At 61.3% G+C, this 15,453-nt stretch carries 17 protein-coding genes; 9 read left to right on the top strand and 8 right to left on the bottom strand.

The window, feature by feature from the left end; translation table 11 throughout:
- Positions 1-6: 6 nt before the first annotated feature.
- Entirely contained in the window at positions 7-1,731 is a 1,725-nt protein-coding gene (locus tag PDMSB3_RS37330; RefSeq protein WP_165190325.1) for an ATP-dependent helicase, read from the top strand.
- A 46-nt stretch (positions 1,732-1,777) separates the two neighbouring features.
- Here PDMSB3_RS37330 and PDMSB3_RS37325 read toward each other — a convergent pair whose 3' ends face one another.
- The gene (locus PDMSB3_RS37325) at positions 1,778-2,398 is read right to left on the bottom strand and encodes an RNA-binding protein (protein ID WP_165190324.1); all 621 of its coding nucleotides are present in this window, start codon (positions 2,396-2,398) and stop codon (positions 1,778-1,780) included.
- A gap of 127 nt (positions 2,399-2,525) precedes the next feature.
- Between PDMSB3_RS37325 and PDMSB3_RS37320 the strand changes: the two genes are divergently transcribed.
- The gene (locus PDMSB3_RS37320; protein WP_197740331.1) at positions 2,526-3,680 is read left to right on the top strand and encodes an IS110 family RNA-guided transposase; all 1,155 of its coding nucleotides are present in this window, start codon (positions 2,526-2,528) and stop codon (positions 3,678-3,680) included.
- Positions 3,681-4,554: 874 nt separating this feature from the next.
- On the opposite strand, the gene PDMSB3_RS37315 is transcribed toward PDMSB3_RS37320, so the two are convergent.
- The 7 genes from PDMSB3_RS37315 to PDMSB3_RS37285 form a co-directional block, all read right to left on the bottom strand.
- Positions 4,555-5,064: a hypothetical protein gene (locus tag PDMSB3_RS37315; RefSeq protein WP_165190322.1), complete on the bottom strand. Its 510-nt coding sequence runs from the start codon at positions 5,062-5,064 to the stop codon at positions 4,555-4,557.
- A gap of 39 nt (positions 5,065-5,103) precedes the next feature.
- Positions 5,104-5,313, bottom strand: coding sequence for a hypothetical protein (locus PDMSB3_RS37310; protein WP_165190321.1), 210 nt, complete (start codon positions 5,311-5,313; stop codon positions 5,104-5,106).
- 19 nt (positions 5,314-5,332) lie between these two features.
- Complete coding sequence (locus PDMSB3_RS37305) at positions 5,333-5,758, bottom strand: hypothetical protein (protein ID WP_165190320.1); 426 nt, start codon at positions 5,756-5,758, stop codon at positions 5,333-5,335.
- 65 nt (positions 5,759-5,823) lie between these two features.
- Positions 5,824-6,330, bottom strand: coding sequence for a hypothetical protein (locus tag PDMSB3_RS37300; RefSeq protein ID WP_165190319.1), 507 nt, complete (start codon positions 6,328-6,330; stop codon positions 5,824-5,826).
- 75 nt (positions 6,331-6,405) lie between these two features.
- A complete protein-coding gene (locus PDMSB3_RS37295; RefSeq protein ID WP_165190318.1) occupies positions 6,406-6,858 on the bottom strand; it encodes a bactofilin family protein in 453 nt (150 codons plus the stop codon).
- Between the two features lie 11 nt (positions 6,859-6,869).
- On the bottom strand, positions 6,870-7,775 hold the full coding sequence (locus tag PDMSB3_RS37290) for a hypothetical protein (RefSeq protein WP_165190317.1): 906 nt from the start codon (positions 7,773-7,775) through the stop codon (positions 6,870-6,872).
- 94 nt (positions 7,776-7,869) lie between these two features.
- The gene (locus PDMSB3_RS37285; RefSeq protein WP_128589943.1) at positions 7,870-8,475 is read right to left on the bottom strand and encodes a DUF1845 domain-containing protein; all 606 of its coding nucleotides are present in this window, start codon (positions 8,473-8,475) and stop codon (positions 7,870-7,872) included.
- A gap of 658 nt (positions 8,476-9,133) precedes the next feature.
- Here PDMSB3_RS37285 and PDMSB3_RS37280 point away from each other — a divergent pair.
- The 7 genes from PDMSB3_RS37280 to PDMSB3_RS37250 all read left to right on the top strand — a co-directional run.
- Positions 9,134-9,403 carry a DUF7696 family protein gene (locus PDMSB3_RS37280; RefSeq protein ID WP_327197063.1) on the top strand — a complete coding sequence of 90 codons (270 nt, stop codon included), beginning with the start codon at positions 9,134-9,136 and terminating at the stop codon, positions 9,401-9,403.
- Positions 9,400-10,728 (top strand): recombination directionality factor, encoded by a 1,329-nt coding sequence (locus PDMSB3_RS37275; protein WP_165190316.1) that lies wholly within the window; start codon positions 9,400-9,402, stop codon positions 10,726-10,728. Before PDMSB3_RS37280 ends, PDMSB3_RS37275 begins: the two co-directional genes overlap by 4 nt.
- A gap of 165 nt (positions 10,729-10,893) precedes the next feature.
- A complete protein-coding gene (locus PDMSB3_RS37270; RefSeq protein ID WP_088177004.1) occupies positions 10,894-11,103 on the top strand; it encodes a hypothetical protein in 210 nt (69 codons plus the stop codon).
- An 11-nt stretch (positions 11,104-11,114) separates the two neighbouring features.
- Positions 11,115-11,597, top strand: a complete 483-nt coding sequence (locus tag PDMSB3_RS37265; RefSeq protein WP_165190315.1) for an NADAR family protein — start codon at positions 11,115-11,117, stop codon at positions 11,595-11,597.
- A 79-nt stretch (positions 11,598-11,676) separates the two neighbouring features.
- Positions 11,677-13,074: a metallophosphoesterase family protein gene (locus tag PDMSB3_RS37260; RefSeq protein WP_197740330.1), complete on the top strand. Its 1,398-nt coding sequence runs from the start codon at positions 11,677-11,679 to the stop codon at positions 13,072-13,074.
- 219 nt (positions 13,075-13,293) lie between these two features.
- Entirely contained in the window at positions 13,294-13,827 is a 534-nt protein-coding gene (locus tag PDMSB3_RS37255; protein WP_165190314.1) for a hypothetical protein, read from the top strand.
- The coding region (locus tag PDMSB3_RS37250; RefSeq protein WP_165190313.1) for an SMC family ATPase at positions 13,815-15,453 on the top strand (1,639 nt) is incomplete at its 3' end. The genes PDMSB3_RS37255 and PDMSB3_RS37250, both read left to right, overlap by 13 nt.

The raw sequence follows: 15,453 nt of genomic DNA, 5'->3' as shown, positions 1-15,453 counted from the left end.
GGCAGCATGCTGGACGAACTCAATCCGCAGCAGCGGGAAGTCGCCCAGTTGCGCCAGAACTGCGTGGCGATTGCATGCCCTGGCGCGGGCAAGACAAAGACGATCGCCACCAAGGCCGCGCTGCTCCTGCAGGAAGGCGCGGCGGTCGTGGGCGCGGTGACGTTCTCGAAAGATGCGGCTGTCGAGCTGCGCGAGCGGATTCTGACGGTGGCAGGCAAGGCGGTGAAAAAGCGCCTGATCGCAGGCACGTTCCATTCACTCGCGTACAAGCAGCTTCAGCGCCTCGGCGGCCGCTCGCTCGACATTGCGAGCGATGGCGACAGGCTGGGACTGCTGATCCGCGTCATGCAGGACCTTGGGCTTGAAGGAAAGGCCGAGGACGTCATCCCGACGATCGAGAAGATCAAGACGAATTTCGGCCGGTGCGATGTCAACAGCGCCGACGGCCAGTTGTACAGCGCCTATCAGGAAGCGCTGGCGCGCAACGGCAAGATCGATTTTCAGGACATGCTGCGGCTCGCCGTTGAGGGCATGCAGAACGGCACCATCCTGCCGTACCCGTTCGCCTACCTGCTCGTCGACGAGTTCCAGGACACTGACCCGCTGCAGTACCGGTGGATCGAGCTTCATGCGAAGGCTGGCTCGATCGTGACGGTCGTGGGCGACGACGATCAGAGCATCTACGCGTTCCGCGAGGCACTCGGCTACCGGGGCATGGAATCATTCATCAAGGAATTTGAGGCCAAACCGGTCGTGCTCGGGAGCAACTATCGGTGCCGCGCCGAGATCCTCGCGGCGGCTGACAGAGTGATTCGCAACAATCCGGACCGCATCCCGAAGGTGCTGCGGGCGGAGAAAGGCGTCGGCGGCCGGGTCGAGGCTTCCCGCCACGCCGACGAATACATGGAAGCCGAGGCCGCCATCGAGGCGCTGGCGCCGCTGCTGCGCAATGGAAAAACCTGCGCGGTGCTCGCGCGCACCAACCGTATTCTTGACCCCCTCGAGGCCGTCTGCCGCTCGTATGGCGTCAAGTATCACCGCGCGTCAGGCGCATCGGTCCTCAATCGTCCTGAAGGCGCGCTGCTGTGCAATCTGCTGGAAATCATCGAGGGCGTGAAGGCGACCGGTCTTGACGCTGTACTGGCGCACTCGGGCCTGCATGCGGACCATCTCCGTGCGCTGCACGCAAGCATGGGCGCGGAACTTGTCCAGAAGCCGCGGGCGGAGCTCGTTGAACTCGGCATGCCGGAAGACGTAGCGACGAACTACCGCGAATTCATGAAGCGGCTTGCCGAGTGGCGCGGGCTCTGCGAGCGGAAGTTCTATTCGTTGGTGCTGTCCGGCGTGAACGAGTGGCTGCTCAAGTACACGAAAAAGGAAAACGGCATCCGCACCATTCAGGCGACCTATGACGTGCTCTCACGACTGAATGGCACCTTCGCCGAGCGGCTGCTGTTCCTTCGGCAGGACAACAACGAGCCCGCACCGGACGCGTTGGTCCTGACGACGATGCACAGTTCGAAGGGGCTTGAGTGGGATCACGTCTGGATCGCGCGGTCAGAAGACACCATCGTCCCCGACGCCAAATCAACTGAACCCGAAGAGCGGCGGCTGTTCTACGTCGCGATGACCCGCGCGCGCGAGACGCTGATGATCTCAGGGACGTCGAAGAATTTCGCGTCGCGGTTTGTCACCGAAGCGCAGATCGAAACCGCAGCGCACCTGGCTTAGCGCGAGAGAACCGCCTTTGGCTCCGCTCCATCGAGCCTGTCCTCCATTACTGCATCCAGTCGGGCAGCCGCGAGTGCGCCAGCCTCGCGACCAGGCAGTCTGGGCGATAGGCGAAACCGAAGTGCGCTTCGAAGAGATCCGACAGTTCCCTTGGGAGAGTCCCCTGCAAGTCTGCCTTGCCGGGGCCGTCTAGCATGAAGTTCATGGGTTCGGCCGCCCTGATACGCAGTCTCATCTGGAATTGCTGCAGCCATATCATCGTGCTGTAGAACGTTCCGTAAAGCGCGAACAGCAAGAGACTCGGCGGCGCTGCAGTGGCTTGTTGCACTTTCCGGGAGGGAAGCGTCGACCACTGTTCCCGTACCTTGATAACGGGCCCCCTGGACCTGCCGGCCGCGGTCAGGACCGCTTGCGCGAAGTCGCGGCAGTCCGGAGGTCCCAGCAGCGTTCCATCTATCCTTGCGCGGGCAGTCGCCAGATCGACAGTGTCGTCGGCGAACCGGATTCGAATCCGTTCTCCGCACGGATTGAATTCGTCCAATGCCTGACCGATTGCCGCTGCATCGAAGCTGCCATGGTCGACAATTGGCGAATCGGCGGATACGCGCCTGACGGCAGCGAGATCCGGGGAAATCCACATACCCACAACCACACGAAACGCGCCCATAGCGGCCCCCCGGGCTGGTGTTGGATGAAGTAATACTAGTCGAGGCTTAAGATTCTATGAGCGTCTGGGCCGGCGAGAGACTGATGCCTACAATCAACTCGCGAGGCTACTGTAGGAGGAGATGATCATGGGCAACGACCAGGGATATCAGTCGGGTACTGACGAAATCGTGCTGGCTGTCTCACTCGAGCTCGCGGCCAAGAAGTGGAAGGTCGCGCTGCACGACGGCCGGCGCGAGCGGCCAGCCGTCCACACGGTCGACCAGCCGCAGGCCGCAGCGCGCCTGCAAGCCGTGCTGGCGCTGATTGACCAGCACAGGGAAAGGTGGTCCCTGCCAGCGGGCGTACGCATCGTCGTCTGCTACGAAGCCGGCCAGGACGCGTTCTGGATCTGGCGCGCGCTACAGGCCCACAGCATCGAGTGTTACGTCGTGGATCCGGCGAGCATCCCGGTCCAGCGTCACAAGCGGCGTGCGAAGACCGACCGGCTTGACGCGATCAAGCTCGTCGTCAACCTGCGCGCATGGCTGCACGGCGAGCGCGACCGCATGCACGTGGTTCACGTGCCGTCCGCGCAGGATGAAGCGTCGCGCCACCTGATGCGCGAACGCGGGCAGCTGCAGAAGGAAGAGCTGCAGCACCTCGACCGCATGCGCAAGCTGCTGGCCACGCTCGGCTGCTGGGAAGACGTCACCCATCGTGCTTTTGCCGACCGGCTCGCCCGCGACGAGGTGCGGTGTCACGACGGCACGCCCCTGCCGCCGGAACTGCGTGAGCGGCTGCTGCGCGAGTGCGAACGGCGCGCGTTCGTCGCGCAGCAGCTCGCTGTACTCGAAAAGACCCGCCAGGCCAGCGTGCCGGCACCCTCGCGCGCACGCAGCGATGCCCTGGCACGCCTGAAGGGCGTTGGCGAAGTGAGCGCCTCACGCCTCGCGCTCGAACTCTACTGGCGCGATTTCCACAACCGGCGCCAGGTGGGCGCGTGTGTCGGACTGGTGCCGCAGCCGTATGACAGCGGCGAGAGCCAGACCGATCAGGGCATCAGCAAGCAAGGCAACAGGCGCGTACGCGCGCTGCTGGTCGAGATCGCGTGGACCTGGCTGCGCTATCAGCCCGGCAGCGCACTCACCCAGTGGTTCAACCGGCGCACCCAAGGCACAGGGCCCAACCGCCGTGCCCGACGGATCGCGATCGTCGCGGTGGCGCGACGTCTCGCGATCGCGCTTTGGCGCTATCTGAAGGACGGCGTAATACCCGAAGGTGCACAGCTGAAGCCGGCGTAAGCAGCCCCCTAAAGGTTTGGCAGGAAGGAGGAACGGTCAGTCAGGCAACTACGCAAGCACAAACGGTTTGGAGTGGACACGCCCGTGGAAAGTCCTGGTTGCATGTGCAACCGATTTTAAGATGGGGCGTGTTCCCGGACACAACTCCGGCGCAATGCGCATGCAGAATAAGGCTGGCTACCACGCCAGCGGATAGAAGGTGAGTAAGACGTTGGAGTCTTACGCGCGCGATGATCGGCTTCAGACACGAAACAGACTTGGACCATAGTAACAGTTACCAGGAGGGGCCTGCCTCATGATGATCAGGAGTTATCCACCGCCGGCCGGCGTCGTGCTCTAGATGCGACCCGCCGGCCGGCCGTGGATAACTCCTGCACAGCAGTTCACGACGGGCGTGACTTCTTGCTTCTCACAGGCTGTGCCTGCCCCCCCTCAGCCAGCTGCGACTCTAGCGCATGCAGGCCCCGGGGCAGTCTTGCCAACGCCAGCCACACACGTCCTCAAAACAATTCCTTGACAATTTGATGCACATAGAAGGACTTTCCCGGCATTTTTTTGCCGCAATAAGTCTGGCGTGCGAGCGTCGCGGGCGCTGGGCGCTGCCGGCGCGACTACGTCGTCCGGAAAAGAAAAGCCCGCCAAAGCGGGCTTGAATCCATGCATGGAGAACATGGAGGAGACGGAGTAAGTATAAACCCCAAGCCGCCTCCTTGCGCGGCTCGCTTGTGTGGCAGCGCGAAAGCGTTGCTTAGCGCACCGAGCGTCGACTGTGCCGGGTGCCAGAATGCCGCAGCTACGGGGATGGAGAAGTCGGAAAAGCGGCGGCACAGCCGAAAAGAAAACGGGAGCCTTTGGCTCCCGTTTCGCTTCTTGCTCAAAGAGCGTCGCGGTGAAGATTGAGCACGAGCCGGTATTGCGGGTTCTTCATCGGCACCTCAACGGTCTGGCCGTCGGCGAGTTCAACCGGGAGATCCGATGCGGTGTAGCCGTGGACATCGACCACCTCGGAAGTGCAGTCCGCGGTTCCAACCTTACGGATGCCGTCGAGCACGGTGTCGATTGCAGAGACCGAGAGCCGTACCTTCCCGGAATTGACTGACACAGGCTCGATCAGCAGCGAGCGCCCGACGAACTTCTTTTCCGCGCTCAGGCGCATTGCGCCCGCGGTGCCGGAGCAAACCGCGTATCCGACTTCCTTCCCGCTGCGATTCAGGTACGGTGCCGGACCGGTATCGTCGTTAATGATGTGTCGTCCGCTGTCGATCACCTGACCGTCCTTGTACCAGGTAATGTCCAGCGTCTGGACTGTCGTTGCCCCGTGGGCGCTCGCGATTAGGCTTGCTGCGACTGCCGTCGCGAACAACGTTTTGCGTACGAATTGCATATTGGTTCTCCGTTTCAACGTGATGTTTATTCGTTTGATTCATATCCGCGAGGGATGCGGCACAGGGGTGATCAGGGCAATGTGCTGTTCAAAAAAATCAGAGGCTAGGGCAAAGCGACTCCGGTGCGGTGTCTCATCCGGCATTGCCTGCCGGTTGATAAACCGGCCGTCGCTGAGCATGCAGAAGCAGAGCCCGTCGAAGGCGGCTTCCTGTGCTGCGGCTTCCCAGTCGCGGGTGTGGTAACTCACGCTGGTTTTTGAATGAGAGTCACGCCGCAGCGGCGGAGCCGTCCGCGCGTTTGCGTGGCAACACGATAGCCAGCGTCACTGCGAGCCAACTGCTGATCGCTACGCAAAAGAAACCGATAGCTGTGTTGCGCCAAACGCGGCGCGCTGTATTTTCGACGTCCGCGCGAGTCTGCGCAAAGGTGGTTTGCGCGAGCTTTATCCTCTGCTGCAAGGCTTCGGACGAACTCAGGCCGTGTCTTGTCAGTAGCAGCGACCCATCCGGAGCGGGAAGGCTCCGGACGTCACCGCTGAGCTGTGACAGCCTCACCATGTCTACTTCAATGAGGGACGCTCTTGTCAGAGCGGAGCCATTCTCCAGGTAGGCTTCGACCATGTTGATCACCGTGAAGGGCATGGCGATCGAAACGGCTACAGCGACCCACGTGATTGCATCCTTTACCTTCATTTATCCACCTATGTAGCGAGCGTTGCGACCTTTTGCGGCGATTTCCTGCACGGCAGAAAAAATCGTTAGACGACGCGCGCCTTGATTGTCAGCAACAACCCATTGAGTGGGATGGTCATTGCCTGGCCCTGCGACAGGTGGAAGGCGCCGCTTGAGGTGTCGGTGGTTTCGGCGGGGAGCGCTGCCGAAATGACCATTTTGTAGAACGTCAGAATGGATCCGTCAGCTGCAACGGCGGGCGTAACAGACAACATGAAGCCGGAATGCAGCTCGCCGGCTGAACAGCTGGCGGCGTCACAGGCACTGAGGTAGGGAAGCTCTTCTTCAGTTGCCGCGGTAGCCTGTTTCCGGTCGTCAGTCAGGATGGTGAGCGACTTGACGATGTGGCCGCCCCAGGAGAGAGTCACCTGATAAAACACCTGCGCTGGAACAGAGTGCTCGCTGTCTTGGAGGGTGAGAGTTTGCGTGCGCTGGCCAATTGCTGGGCTGTTCGTCGGGATCGGGTCAGCAATGCCTTGTGCAAAAGCACTGGTGGCAAAAGCGGTTAGCAGCAAGGCGAGGGTCTTCTTCATTCGCTTTTCGGCCGTGGATGATAGTAAAGGGCTGGCTTGGCTGGTCGGAGAAAGCAACTGCGAGGTTTATCGGCCTTAGGCCTTCGCGCGCGAGAATTCGGTCACGTTTGATTCGGGGCGCTCTGGCGCGGCCGCAGCCGGGGATGTGGCCGCAAGCACTGGATTCGCGCTCTCGCTGGCTTCCGGTTCGACCGTCAGCATGCGCGCCACACGCTTGAGTGTGCCGTTGAGAGCGGCGCGTGGACCGAGGCGGATCGTGCCGCAGTACATGATGTCGCCCGAGACGTGTCCGTTGATTTCGAGCGTGCCCCGCGCGTGGACGTTGCCGTCGACGCGACCGTCGATGCGCACGTGGTCGCCCTGGACATTGCCCTTGATAAGGCCGCCGTCGCCAACGTGCAGCAGGCCTTGCGTCGAGATGAGGCCGCCGTCTAGCAGGCCGAAATAGCTGACGCCGTGATCAACGATCATGTCGCCGCTGATCGTGCAGCCGGCGGATACGAGGGTGATCGAAAGTTCGTTTTTCATGTCAGGGCTTCCTAGAACATCTTCACTTCGGTGGACCCGGCGCGGCTTTCGGCCGACGGCTTGGCGTCTGAATTGGACTCAGCGTTCTGCTCCGCGCGAGGGCGCGAGATATGGCGGTGCGCAGCGCGGGCCGGTTTGGCTGCTTCGGCGGGCTGTACCGGCTGCGCCGGTTGTGCCGGTTGCGCCATCGGAGCGGGCGCTTGTGCCGCAGCCGCCGGCGGTTGCGTGACTTGTGCGGCCTGTGCGGACTGCGCTTTGGTCTGAGCCGCTGGTGCAGGTTTGGCAACGACAACGGCCTGAGCAGGCGCCGGGTCCGCCCGCGGCGTCGGCTGCGTTGCTGCGGCAGCCGCTTCACGGCTCGCGCCCGCGCGATGGATCGGTGAGACGGCCGCGAGCTGTGCTTCGCTCGACAGCGCGGGCGCGGAAGGCGACGTTACAGGCTGACCGGCGCGCGCCGGGGACCTCAGGGAGTTCCTGAACTGGTCGGCGGTAAGGCCGAGCGAACCGGCGGAAGCAAAGTCGCTGGCGCTCAGGGTGGGTGCGGCGCTGACCGGATGAGCGGGCGTGGCGTCGACTTCCTGAAACGCCGGCTTCTCTGTGGTTTGGGGCGACGCGTCCGACTTCTGTTCGGGCGCTGTTGAGACCGTCGACGCCGAGTGGTGACCCGCCTGAAAATTCCTGTAAAGCGACGCTGCGCCCATTCCGCTCATGGCGACCATAGCTGCAATGGCTAGTCCGATCGCACCTTGTCTGGCACGTGGCGCCACGCCTGCCATGCGAGCATGCATCGCCCGCGACGGGTCGGATTCAGAATGATCGCCCGGCGCCGGCAATGCAGCGATCTGGCGGGGAAGGTCGATGACCATCGAATCCGGGGCGAACTGCGCGTGCAGTCGCTGGATCTCGCGAATGTCCATGAAGATGCCTCTTCTCGTTGTCTGGCTTACAGCCTGCCCGATACCGCCCGATGTCAAGGATGACCTCTCCCGGCGGCGGCGAAGCCAGCGGGGTTCAGTGCGTGTCGTCGTGGTCCGGGAGCAGGACGCCTTCCGGGGTGTAGCGGTCGTTGTCCGGCATGCACAGGATGGGAATCTGCTTGATGCGAGCGGCAGCAGCGTCCAGCGCAGACTTGCGATCGTGTGCCATCACCGAGCGCCCAACGAGGGCTTCCATGGTCTTGCTAAAGAGCTGGTCGTAAATCGTGAGCAGTCGCACGAGGCGCCCCGACATCGGGTGTTTGATTTCGAGCGTCACGCGCTCCGGCTCAAGGCCGGTGCTGCGACCGTGCAGCTTATTGGCCCAGGCGAGTGCCTTGCGGAAAAACGCTTCTGCCGTGTGGAATTCCGCCTCCAGCGCGAGAAGCTTGCCGCCGCGCGCAACGGTCATCTTTGCCGCGCAGAAGTTGTAATCGGATCTCACGAAGGTGCGCGCGAAGTCCGAGTAGTACAGCAACTCGGTTTTGGCCAGCGTCTCGGGATGAATTCGCGCAAGGCGGTCATCGCTCGTCAGACGCTTGATGGGTCGCAGACCGCCCGCGCCCGTTTGGGCAGCAGCGGAAGGGGCAATCAGTCGTTCTGGGTCAGCCGCCTCGGGCTTTTCCGTTTCGAAGCCAGACATAACGTGTTCTCGGTGTATGTGTTCTCTCTCACATAAATTCTCACTGAACACTTAACCGTCAAGGAGGCAAAAGCTATATCAATTTCGTGAGCTTTAAGATGCTCTCTCGGGCAATTTGCCCGGATACTTCAATCCATTCCCCGCGTCTCTGACGCATCGACCTCGACTCCAAGCCCGGAGTCCATCTTCTTTCTCCAAGTCGTGCTCCTGAGCATGCTCCGACCGGATAGCTACCGGTGTGGAAATCTTCTTGTGCTGAGTCTGCCCGCTACAGACTCCCCAATTTCAGCTGTGATACTCGTACCTGGCCCGCATTCTTTGCGCCGGTACATCGTTCGAACCCAGGTTTTCGGGTGTTCTCTCTCCAGAGCCTGATCTGGGTAGAACGATCGAAGTTGGCTGATCCGTGATTCCTGCGGCGGAATGTATTTTCCGAAAAGGGCTGTTGCGCGGCGTGACCATGCTGCGCGAGGACGACTTTACGTCCTCTGACAGAGCGCACCGGTTTCCGGTGCCGCTCCCTGCTCGCCACGTCCCCAGAAGGGACGTGGCGCGTAGGTCACATCTATCCTGATTTCACGAAGCTCGCTCCCTTACCGGAGCGGGCTTTTTTTTCGTCCGTCCATCCCGGATGGGCTTTTCTCAACTGGAGGTGCTTATGTTGTTGCACGACCGCCTCAACGAACGTATCGCTGAGGCCATCAAGCTTCAGCTCGACAACGAGCGTGGCGCTTTGGACACCACGTCCGACGCCTGGCGCAGCCGCTGTGAGGTCGCGAAGGTCGCGATGTTCAGCGATGCGGAGCGCTCTGTCTTTATCCACCATGTCAGCGAACGTCGCGGCAATGTCGCTGCCCGGGAGATGGAATCCCAGGCCACCACGTTGCGTACGAACGCCATCTTCTTTCTCGCAAGGAAACCTTCATGAACGCAGTCGTCCAGATGTTCGACAACGCGCCTCGCAGTCTGGTCGAAGAGCGCGCAATCCGCCCGCCGGTCATCGGTAAGATCAGGCCCGGCATCAAGGTGCTAACGCGCGCTGCGCAGGGCAACCCGAAGGCCGTTGAGATGTACAACGCGATGGTGGCCGCCGGCGACTCATATGAGACGATCGGAAAGGTCATTGAGACAAAACTCAAGCTGCGCAACGCGCTCATCCCGAGAAACGTCGCGCATTTCACTTGCAGACGATCCGACTTTTCAAACCCCGACACGGCAGACGAAATTCTTCGCCTCTATGGTGCGGATCGTGGCGATGGCGTCAAGCTGCATCGATTCCCAGTGATGTTTGCCTTTGACGACTGGCTGCGCAACGTGCCCAACCAGATGGCCGCATACACAACGACCGGCCGCCAGTACTTCTCGGAATATGGTCGCGACGGCAAGCGCTACTGCAAGACCTATGCGCCGGTCGAGCGCGACGAGCGTGCAAAACGGGTGCGGCGGTCTTTCGGTGGACGCCTTGTCATCCAGCGGCAGGACGACGACATTCCCGACGGCCTCTGCGATCCGCATGTGTGCCCGCAGTATCAGGACCGCAAATGCAATCTGAGCGCGAACTTCGTGTTCGCGATTCCCGACGTCAAGGGGCTTGGGCTGATCGAACTTCCGACGAATTCGATTTACGTCCTGCAGAAAGCATATTCCGCTATGCAAACCGTCTCGCTCGCGCGTGGCAGGTTGACCGGCACGCGATTCTGGCTGTCAAAGAAGGAGTTCGACATCACCCGCATAGATGAGAACGGTCAGGCCGTACGTCAGAAGCAGATGTTGACCGTGCTCGATGCCGATATCGATCTCGGCGCGCTACTGGATGCAGGCGACGAGCCGCAACCGGCGCTTGATGCGGCGAACCGGGCGGTTGCCCTGATCGAAGCAGCAGGTAACGTCGAAGTGCTGCCGCAGACGTTTGGGGAAGCCGACGTTGGTGAACCGGAAACGGGCGGGCCGATGCATGGTGAAACTGACAGCGCCGGTGGTGCGGACGTCGAGGGTGGCGGCACGGCCGGGCGACCGGAGCCGGATGAAACCCTTGAAGACAAGCGTCACCGCATGTCGGATTTGCTGAACCGGCTCGGTATGAGTCAGCCGGATCGTCAGCAGGATTTCCGCAGATACGCACACGTCACCTTCGGGCGCGGCTGGGCGGAAAGACCGGCAGACGTCGATCAGATGAACGCACGCCTTACAGCGGCGCTCGATGATCCCGTTGCGTTCGACGATGACATCAAACAGGCAAATAGCTACGTCTAAACCTGACCAGCCCCTTCGGGGCTGGTCATCCTTCTTCTTTCCTCGCGTACGAGAGCCCTTCAGCAAGCGGACTTGCTAAAGCGTTTTCGACCGCGCACATCTGCGCATCGAATTCTTCCGCCATCACGGCGGATCATTTCCCTGTCTTGATGGAGTATCAGCTTCATGTCGAACGATCTGGGCACCCTCACGGGTCTGCAGCAGATGCGTTGCGGCGGTTGTGGTGGTGACCTGTTCAAGGTCTTCACTGCGGATCGGACGCAGCGGATCGTTGTCCAATGTCAGCAGTGTATGAGCACGTCGTTCATCGAACCCGAACCTGCGAAGCTGCAGATCAATTGGGGAGAAGGCGACGGCTGCATGACCGTCTTCTAGGAGCTTCAACCATGCGCAAGATCGCAAACTTCACGCTGTTTTTTGGTGAGCAGGACGCCCTCAGTAACTGGCATCGCTGCCAGTTCGCTTATCACGACGTGAATTTCACGTCCGTTGAACAGTTCATGATGTTCTCCAAGGCCAAGCTTTTCGGCGACGAGGCAGCGGCGGAAGCGATCCTCGCGGCGCGACACCCGAAAGATCAGAAGGCGATCGGACGGGGCGTCAAAGGTTTTGACCTTGCAGCGTGGGAAGCGAAGCGCGAGTCGATCGTCTATGTGGGATGCCGGGAGAAGTTTGCCCAGAATCCCGGATTGCGTTCGCTGCTACTGGCGACCGCGCCGACCGAGCTTGTCGAAGCCAGTCCCTACGACCGCATCTGGGGAGTAGGACTTGGCGAGCGCGACCCGCTGATTCTCGACAAGGCAAACTGGCGGGGCACGAACCTGCTTGGCGTCACGCTGATGAAGGTGCGCGACACGCTGTCCGGATAACCATTTTTCGAACGCGCCGCACGGCGCGAAATCCATTGAGGCTGCCTGCGGGCGGCCTTTTTCTTTTTCAGGAGGCGACGTGAAAATCGCTCACATGTCTGACCTGCATTACTCACCAGAAAACCTCGATGAGGCGGACCGGTGTTTTTCCTTCGCGGTGCGCGACGCCATGAATCGCTGCATGGACGTCGCAGTCATATCGGGCGATTCGACTGACCATCGTCTTGATGCACATGCTCCGGCTCTCAACCGGCTCGCGTGGAACATCAACCACCTGAGTCTGTCCATGCCGGTGTTAATGCTTCAAGGCACGTTCTCGCACGAGCCACCGGGAACGCTTCGCAACTTCGCATTGATGGGCACGAACCACCCGGTATTCATCGCCGAGCGCGTGCAGCAGGTCAGCCTTCTCGAAGGGAAGTTCTTCGGTTCGGCGGGGCCCGTGTTCAACGAAGAGGAGCTGCACAGCGTCCTGACTCTTGGCGCCGATGTCGTGTTCACCTGCCTGCCCTCGATCAACAAGGGGCAGCTGGCGGCCGCGGTCGGTGCGAAGGATGCCGCGACGGGGCTTGAGGCGGTGCTGGGTGATTACCTGGCAGCGGCTGGACGAGTCAATGCACAGCTTCGAGCGGCTGGCATTCGCACGGTCGGTGTGTCGCACGGCACGGTCAACGGTTGCACGACTGAGCATGGCGTCACGATGGCGGGCTTCGATCACGAGTTTTCACTCGGTGCACTGTTCGAGGCCGAATGCGATGCGTTCATGCTCGGCCACATTCACAAGTCGCAGCAGTGGGAACGCGGCGGCCGTGTCGTGGCCTATGCCGGGTCGCCTGGTCGGTTTCACTACGGCGAGGAAGGTGACAAGGGCTATCTCGCGTGGGACGTTGAGACAGGGAGCGCGAGAGCGTTGCTTGTTCCGACGCCGGCGCGCGAGACGATCTGCGTTGACTTCGACGGCCCCCCGGACATGGAGCGACTCGCGGCCATCGCGGCTGACGCAGGCGACAAGTTCGTCCGTGTTCGCTGGCAGGTGGACGAGGAGCATCGCCAATCGGTAGACCGCGACGCGATCGAAGCGCTTTTCGCTGGCGCGTCGGCTCTCAAGCTTGAGCCGCGCATCCTGCCGGTGACCCGATCGCGTTCGCAAGGCATCAGTATCGAGCCGACTGTCGATCGAAAGATTGAACGGTGGGCCGAACACGCGAACGTGGAGGCTGCGCCGATCGTCGAGCGGTACCGGTTGCTTGAGGCTGGATATGCGGAAGCGATTGCTGCTGCGGTGCTGGCCGGCCTGGCCGGTGAAGACGTTGGCGCTGCTGTGGCGCAACCGGTGCCTGAGCCAGTCTCGTCGTCAGGCCAGTTGCCGGTGGACATTCCGCTGGAGCCTGAAAGCGACACGGTGCCTGATGCGACGGTCGAGGTCTTGCCCGCCGCACAGATGTCGTGGCTGGAAGATGATCTGTTTGCAGCGTAGTTTGCTGCCCGAATGCGGGAGAGGCCGGTATGGCTCTCCTGCAGTGGAACAGTAGCCCTGTTCCGATAGCTGTCGCGGCTATCGAAACGAGGTTTCACCGCGTCTCGCGACGCATCGATGTAGTCGTTGCTTCACCTTTCTCAGCAGTTCATTTCTTTTACCCTGGCGGGGAGCGATCCCTACAGGGAGCACTCCGCCTGTTACCTACGGAGTGCAATCATGTTTGGTCTTTACCCTGCTGGATCCGATTGGGCTCGAATCTTCGCCAATGACGATCAGGACATACGCGACGTTCAGAAGTCGCTTGTTGAGCACGCCGGTTTCTCGGCGGCAATTCTTCACCAACCCTTCGGCAAGGACCGTGGGGCCGTCCTGGCGCAGTCTGGCCAGATGCTTGTCCTGAGCGCAACCACGGCGGGAGCGAGTCAGGTCGTCGTTACGCCTGCCGTTGAAATGCAGCACCTGCTCTGGTCATATCACACGGGCATGGCGACGCAGTGGTCCCCGATGGAGATCCGTACCCTGACCGGCTATGCCGGCTGGGACGAGCTTCTTACGTGTGCCCGCCGCGAATTCGCCCGGGCCTGCGAAAAAGTCGAGGCTGCGATCGCAGGCAAGCTTCGGGCGCCTATGGCTGTCGCAGAGAGAGTCGATCCGATGGTCGAGTCTTTCCCCCACGATGACGATGTCGCCTTCTATTCGCGGATGGCAGCAATGTCCGAAGCTGCGGAGGTATCGCCATGCGCCCTCTAAAACTGACGCTCGAAGGCTTCTACGGCGTTCGTGACGGGATGAGGCGCGAAAGCTTCACGCTCGACCTCGAGTCGCTGCCGGAAGGCCTGATTGCGCTTGTCGGCCCCAACGGGGCGGGCAAAACGACGATCATGGACAACCTGCATCCATATCCGATCATGCCGTCACACGCTTCGATGCTGTCGGTCGATGCCTTCTCATACTGGGACCACATCTGTGGAACCAGCGCGCTGAAGGAGCTGGAGTGGGAACACGACGGTATCCGGTACCGCTCGACGTTTTCATTCAGAAAACCCGGCAAGACAGGCAAGGCGGAGTACTACCTTGCCTGGCATGGATCGGACGGCACATGGCACCCCGTTACATTGCCCGACGGTACGGTATCGGACGGCAAGGCGGCGACGTATAACCGCTGTGTCGAAGCGATCAACGGTTCGCTTCAAAGCTTCTTTACCAGCGTCTTCTCCGCGCAGAACCGGCGGCCGCTCGCGTCGTACGGCGCGGGAGAAATCAAGACGCTGCTCGCAGAGATGCTCGGCATTGAACACCTCAAAGCGTTGTCGGCGAAAGCCGGTGATGTCGCGAAGATTCTTGGCCGTGCGCTCGACGAGATACAGACGGATCTGACGGCACTCGCGGGAAAGCGACAGCGTAAAGCGGATGTCGAACGCTCCGTGCTTGCACAAGGCGAGCTTCTGCGCGACACGCGTGCACAACGCGATCTGAAGCTTGAGGAAGCTGCGAAGCTGACTCAGGAGCGTGCGACGCTGGCGGCGAAGGCAGGCGAATCGGCAACTGTCGAGGCGAGGCTGCGGGAGCTGTCGGTTCGCGCGCATGAGCTGGTCAAAGGTGTGCAGTCGCTGGATGGCGATGAGCAGGCAGCATCCGTTCGGACCCAGCAGCGCGTCAACTCGCTGAAGCAGGCGGTGGTGACTCATCAGGCGACGCTTGCCCGCAAGGAAGCGATTCTGGGAGCGGCGGCGAAGCGCGATGAAGCGCAACTTCTGATCGGTCGCGAAGAGGCAAAGCTGGAGCCTCTGCAGCGCATGATTGCGGATCTTGAAGCGAAGCAGGTGAGTCATGCGACGCTTCAGACTGCAATTTCGGGGCTCATGACGCAGGGTCAGACGAAAGCCGCCCACTTCGAGACGTTGACGAAGCAGGCTGCAGTCGTCGATCAGGTGCCGTGCGTGGGGCATGCCATGCATGCCACCTGTCCGCTGCTCAGTCAGGCGCTTCAGGCGAAATCGCAGGCAGAAGAGCAACGTGTGTCGGTGGCCGAACTTCGTGCGCAGTATCGCGAAAAGAAAGCACAGGCCGATCTTCTTGCACCGGTGGTCGCAGAGCTTGCTGCAAAGCGCAGTGAGCTTAATACGGTCGCCCGTACCCTGACTGACGCCAGGCGTGATCTGCAGGCGGCGACTGAACTTGCTGCCAGCAAGCCGCTCCTCGACGCTGCCGCAACGGGTCTTGAGACGGCTAACGCGGAACTGGGAGGCGTTGCGAACGAAGCCGCTGCGCGGTCTGCCCGATACGAGTCCGAGAGGGCCCGTATGACGGCGGAGATGACCAGAATCCAGCAGGAATCGAAGCAGCTTGCAGCCGTCGACGTGACGGCCGCAATTG

Origin of the sequence: Paraburkholderia dioscoreae (assembly GCF_902459535.1) — a bacterium.
In the GTDB taxonomy this organism is placed as follows: domain Bacteria; phylum Pseudomonadota; class Gammaproteobacteria; order Burkholderiales; family Burkholderiaceae; genus Paraburkholderia; species Paraburkholderia dioscoreae.
Note: the sequence above shows the minus strand (reverse complement) of the source record. Positions and strands in the feature narration are given on the sequence as shown.

Excerpts from the sequence above, each read along its gene's own strand:
- PDMSB3_RS37290 (WP_165190317.1), bottom strand. The coding sequence starts at position 7,775 with ATGGACATTCGCGAGATCCAGCGACTGCACGCGCAGTTCGCCCCGGAT.
- PDMSB3_RS37320 (WP_197740331.1), top strand. The coding sequence starts at position 2,526 with ATGGGCAACGACCAGGGATATCAGTCGGGTACTGACGAAATCGTGCTG.
- PDMSB3_RS37325 (WP_165190324.1), bottom strand. The coding sequence starts at position 2,398 with ATGGGCGCGTTTCGTGTGGTTGTGGGTATGTGGATTTCCCCGGATCTC.
- PDMSB3_RS37280 (WP_327197063.1), top strand. The coding sequence starts at position 9,134 with ATGTTGTTGCACGACCGCCTCAACGAACGTATCGCTGAGGCCATCAAG.
- PDMSB3_RS37330 (WP_165190325.1), top strand. The coding sequence starts at position 7 with ATGCTGGACGAACTCAATCCGCAGCAGCGGGAAGTCGCCCAGTTGCGC.
- PDMSB3_RS37315 (WP_165190322.1), bottom strand. The coding sequence starts at position 5,064 with ATGCAATTCGTACGCAAAACGTTGTTCGCGACGGCAGTCGCAGCAAGC.
- PDMSB3_RS37295 (WP_165190318.1), bottom strand. The coding sequence starts at position 6,858 with ATGAAAAACGAACTTTCGATCACCCTCGTATCCGCCGGCTGCACGATC.
- PDMSB3_RS37255 (WP_165190314.1), top strand. The coding sequence starts at position 13,294 with ATGTTTGGTCTTTACCCTGCTGGATCCGATTGGGCTCGAATCTTCGCC.
- PDMSB3_RS37300 (WP_165190319.1), bottom strand. The coding sequence starts at position 6,330 with ATGAAGAAGACCCTCGCCTTGCTGCTAACCGCTTTTGCCACCAGTGCT.
- PDMSB3_RS37270 (WP_088177004.1), top strand. The coding sequence starts at position 10,894 with ATGTCGAACGATCTGGGCACCCTCACGGGTCTGCAGCAGATGCGTTGC.
- PDMSB3_RS37305 (WP_165190320.1), bottom strand. The coding sequence starts at position 5,758 with ATGAAGGTAAAGGATGCAATCACGTGGGTCGCTGTAGCCGTTTCGATC.
- PDMSB3_RS37265 (WP_165190315.1), top strand. The coding sequence starts at position 11,115 with ATGCGCAAGATCGCAAACTTCACGCTGTTTTTTGGTGAGCAGGACGCC.
- PDMSB3_RS37275 (WP_165190316.1), top strand. The coding sequence starts at position 9,400 with ATGAACGCAGTCGTCCAGATGTTCGACAACGCGCCTCGCAGTCTGGTC.
- PDMSB3_RS37285 (WP_128589943.1), bottom strand. The coding sequence starts at position 8,475 with ATGTCTGGCTTCGAAACGGAAAAGCCCGAGGCGGCTGACCCAGAACGA.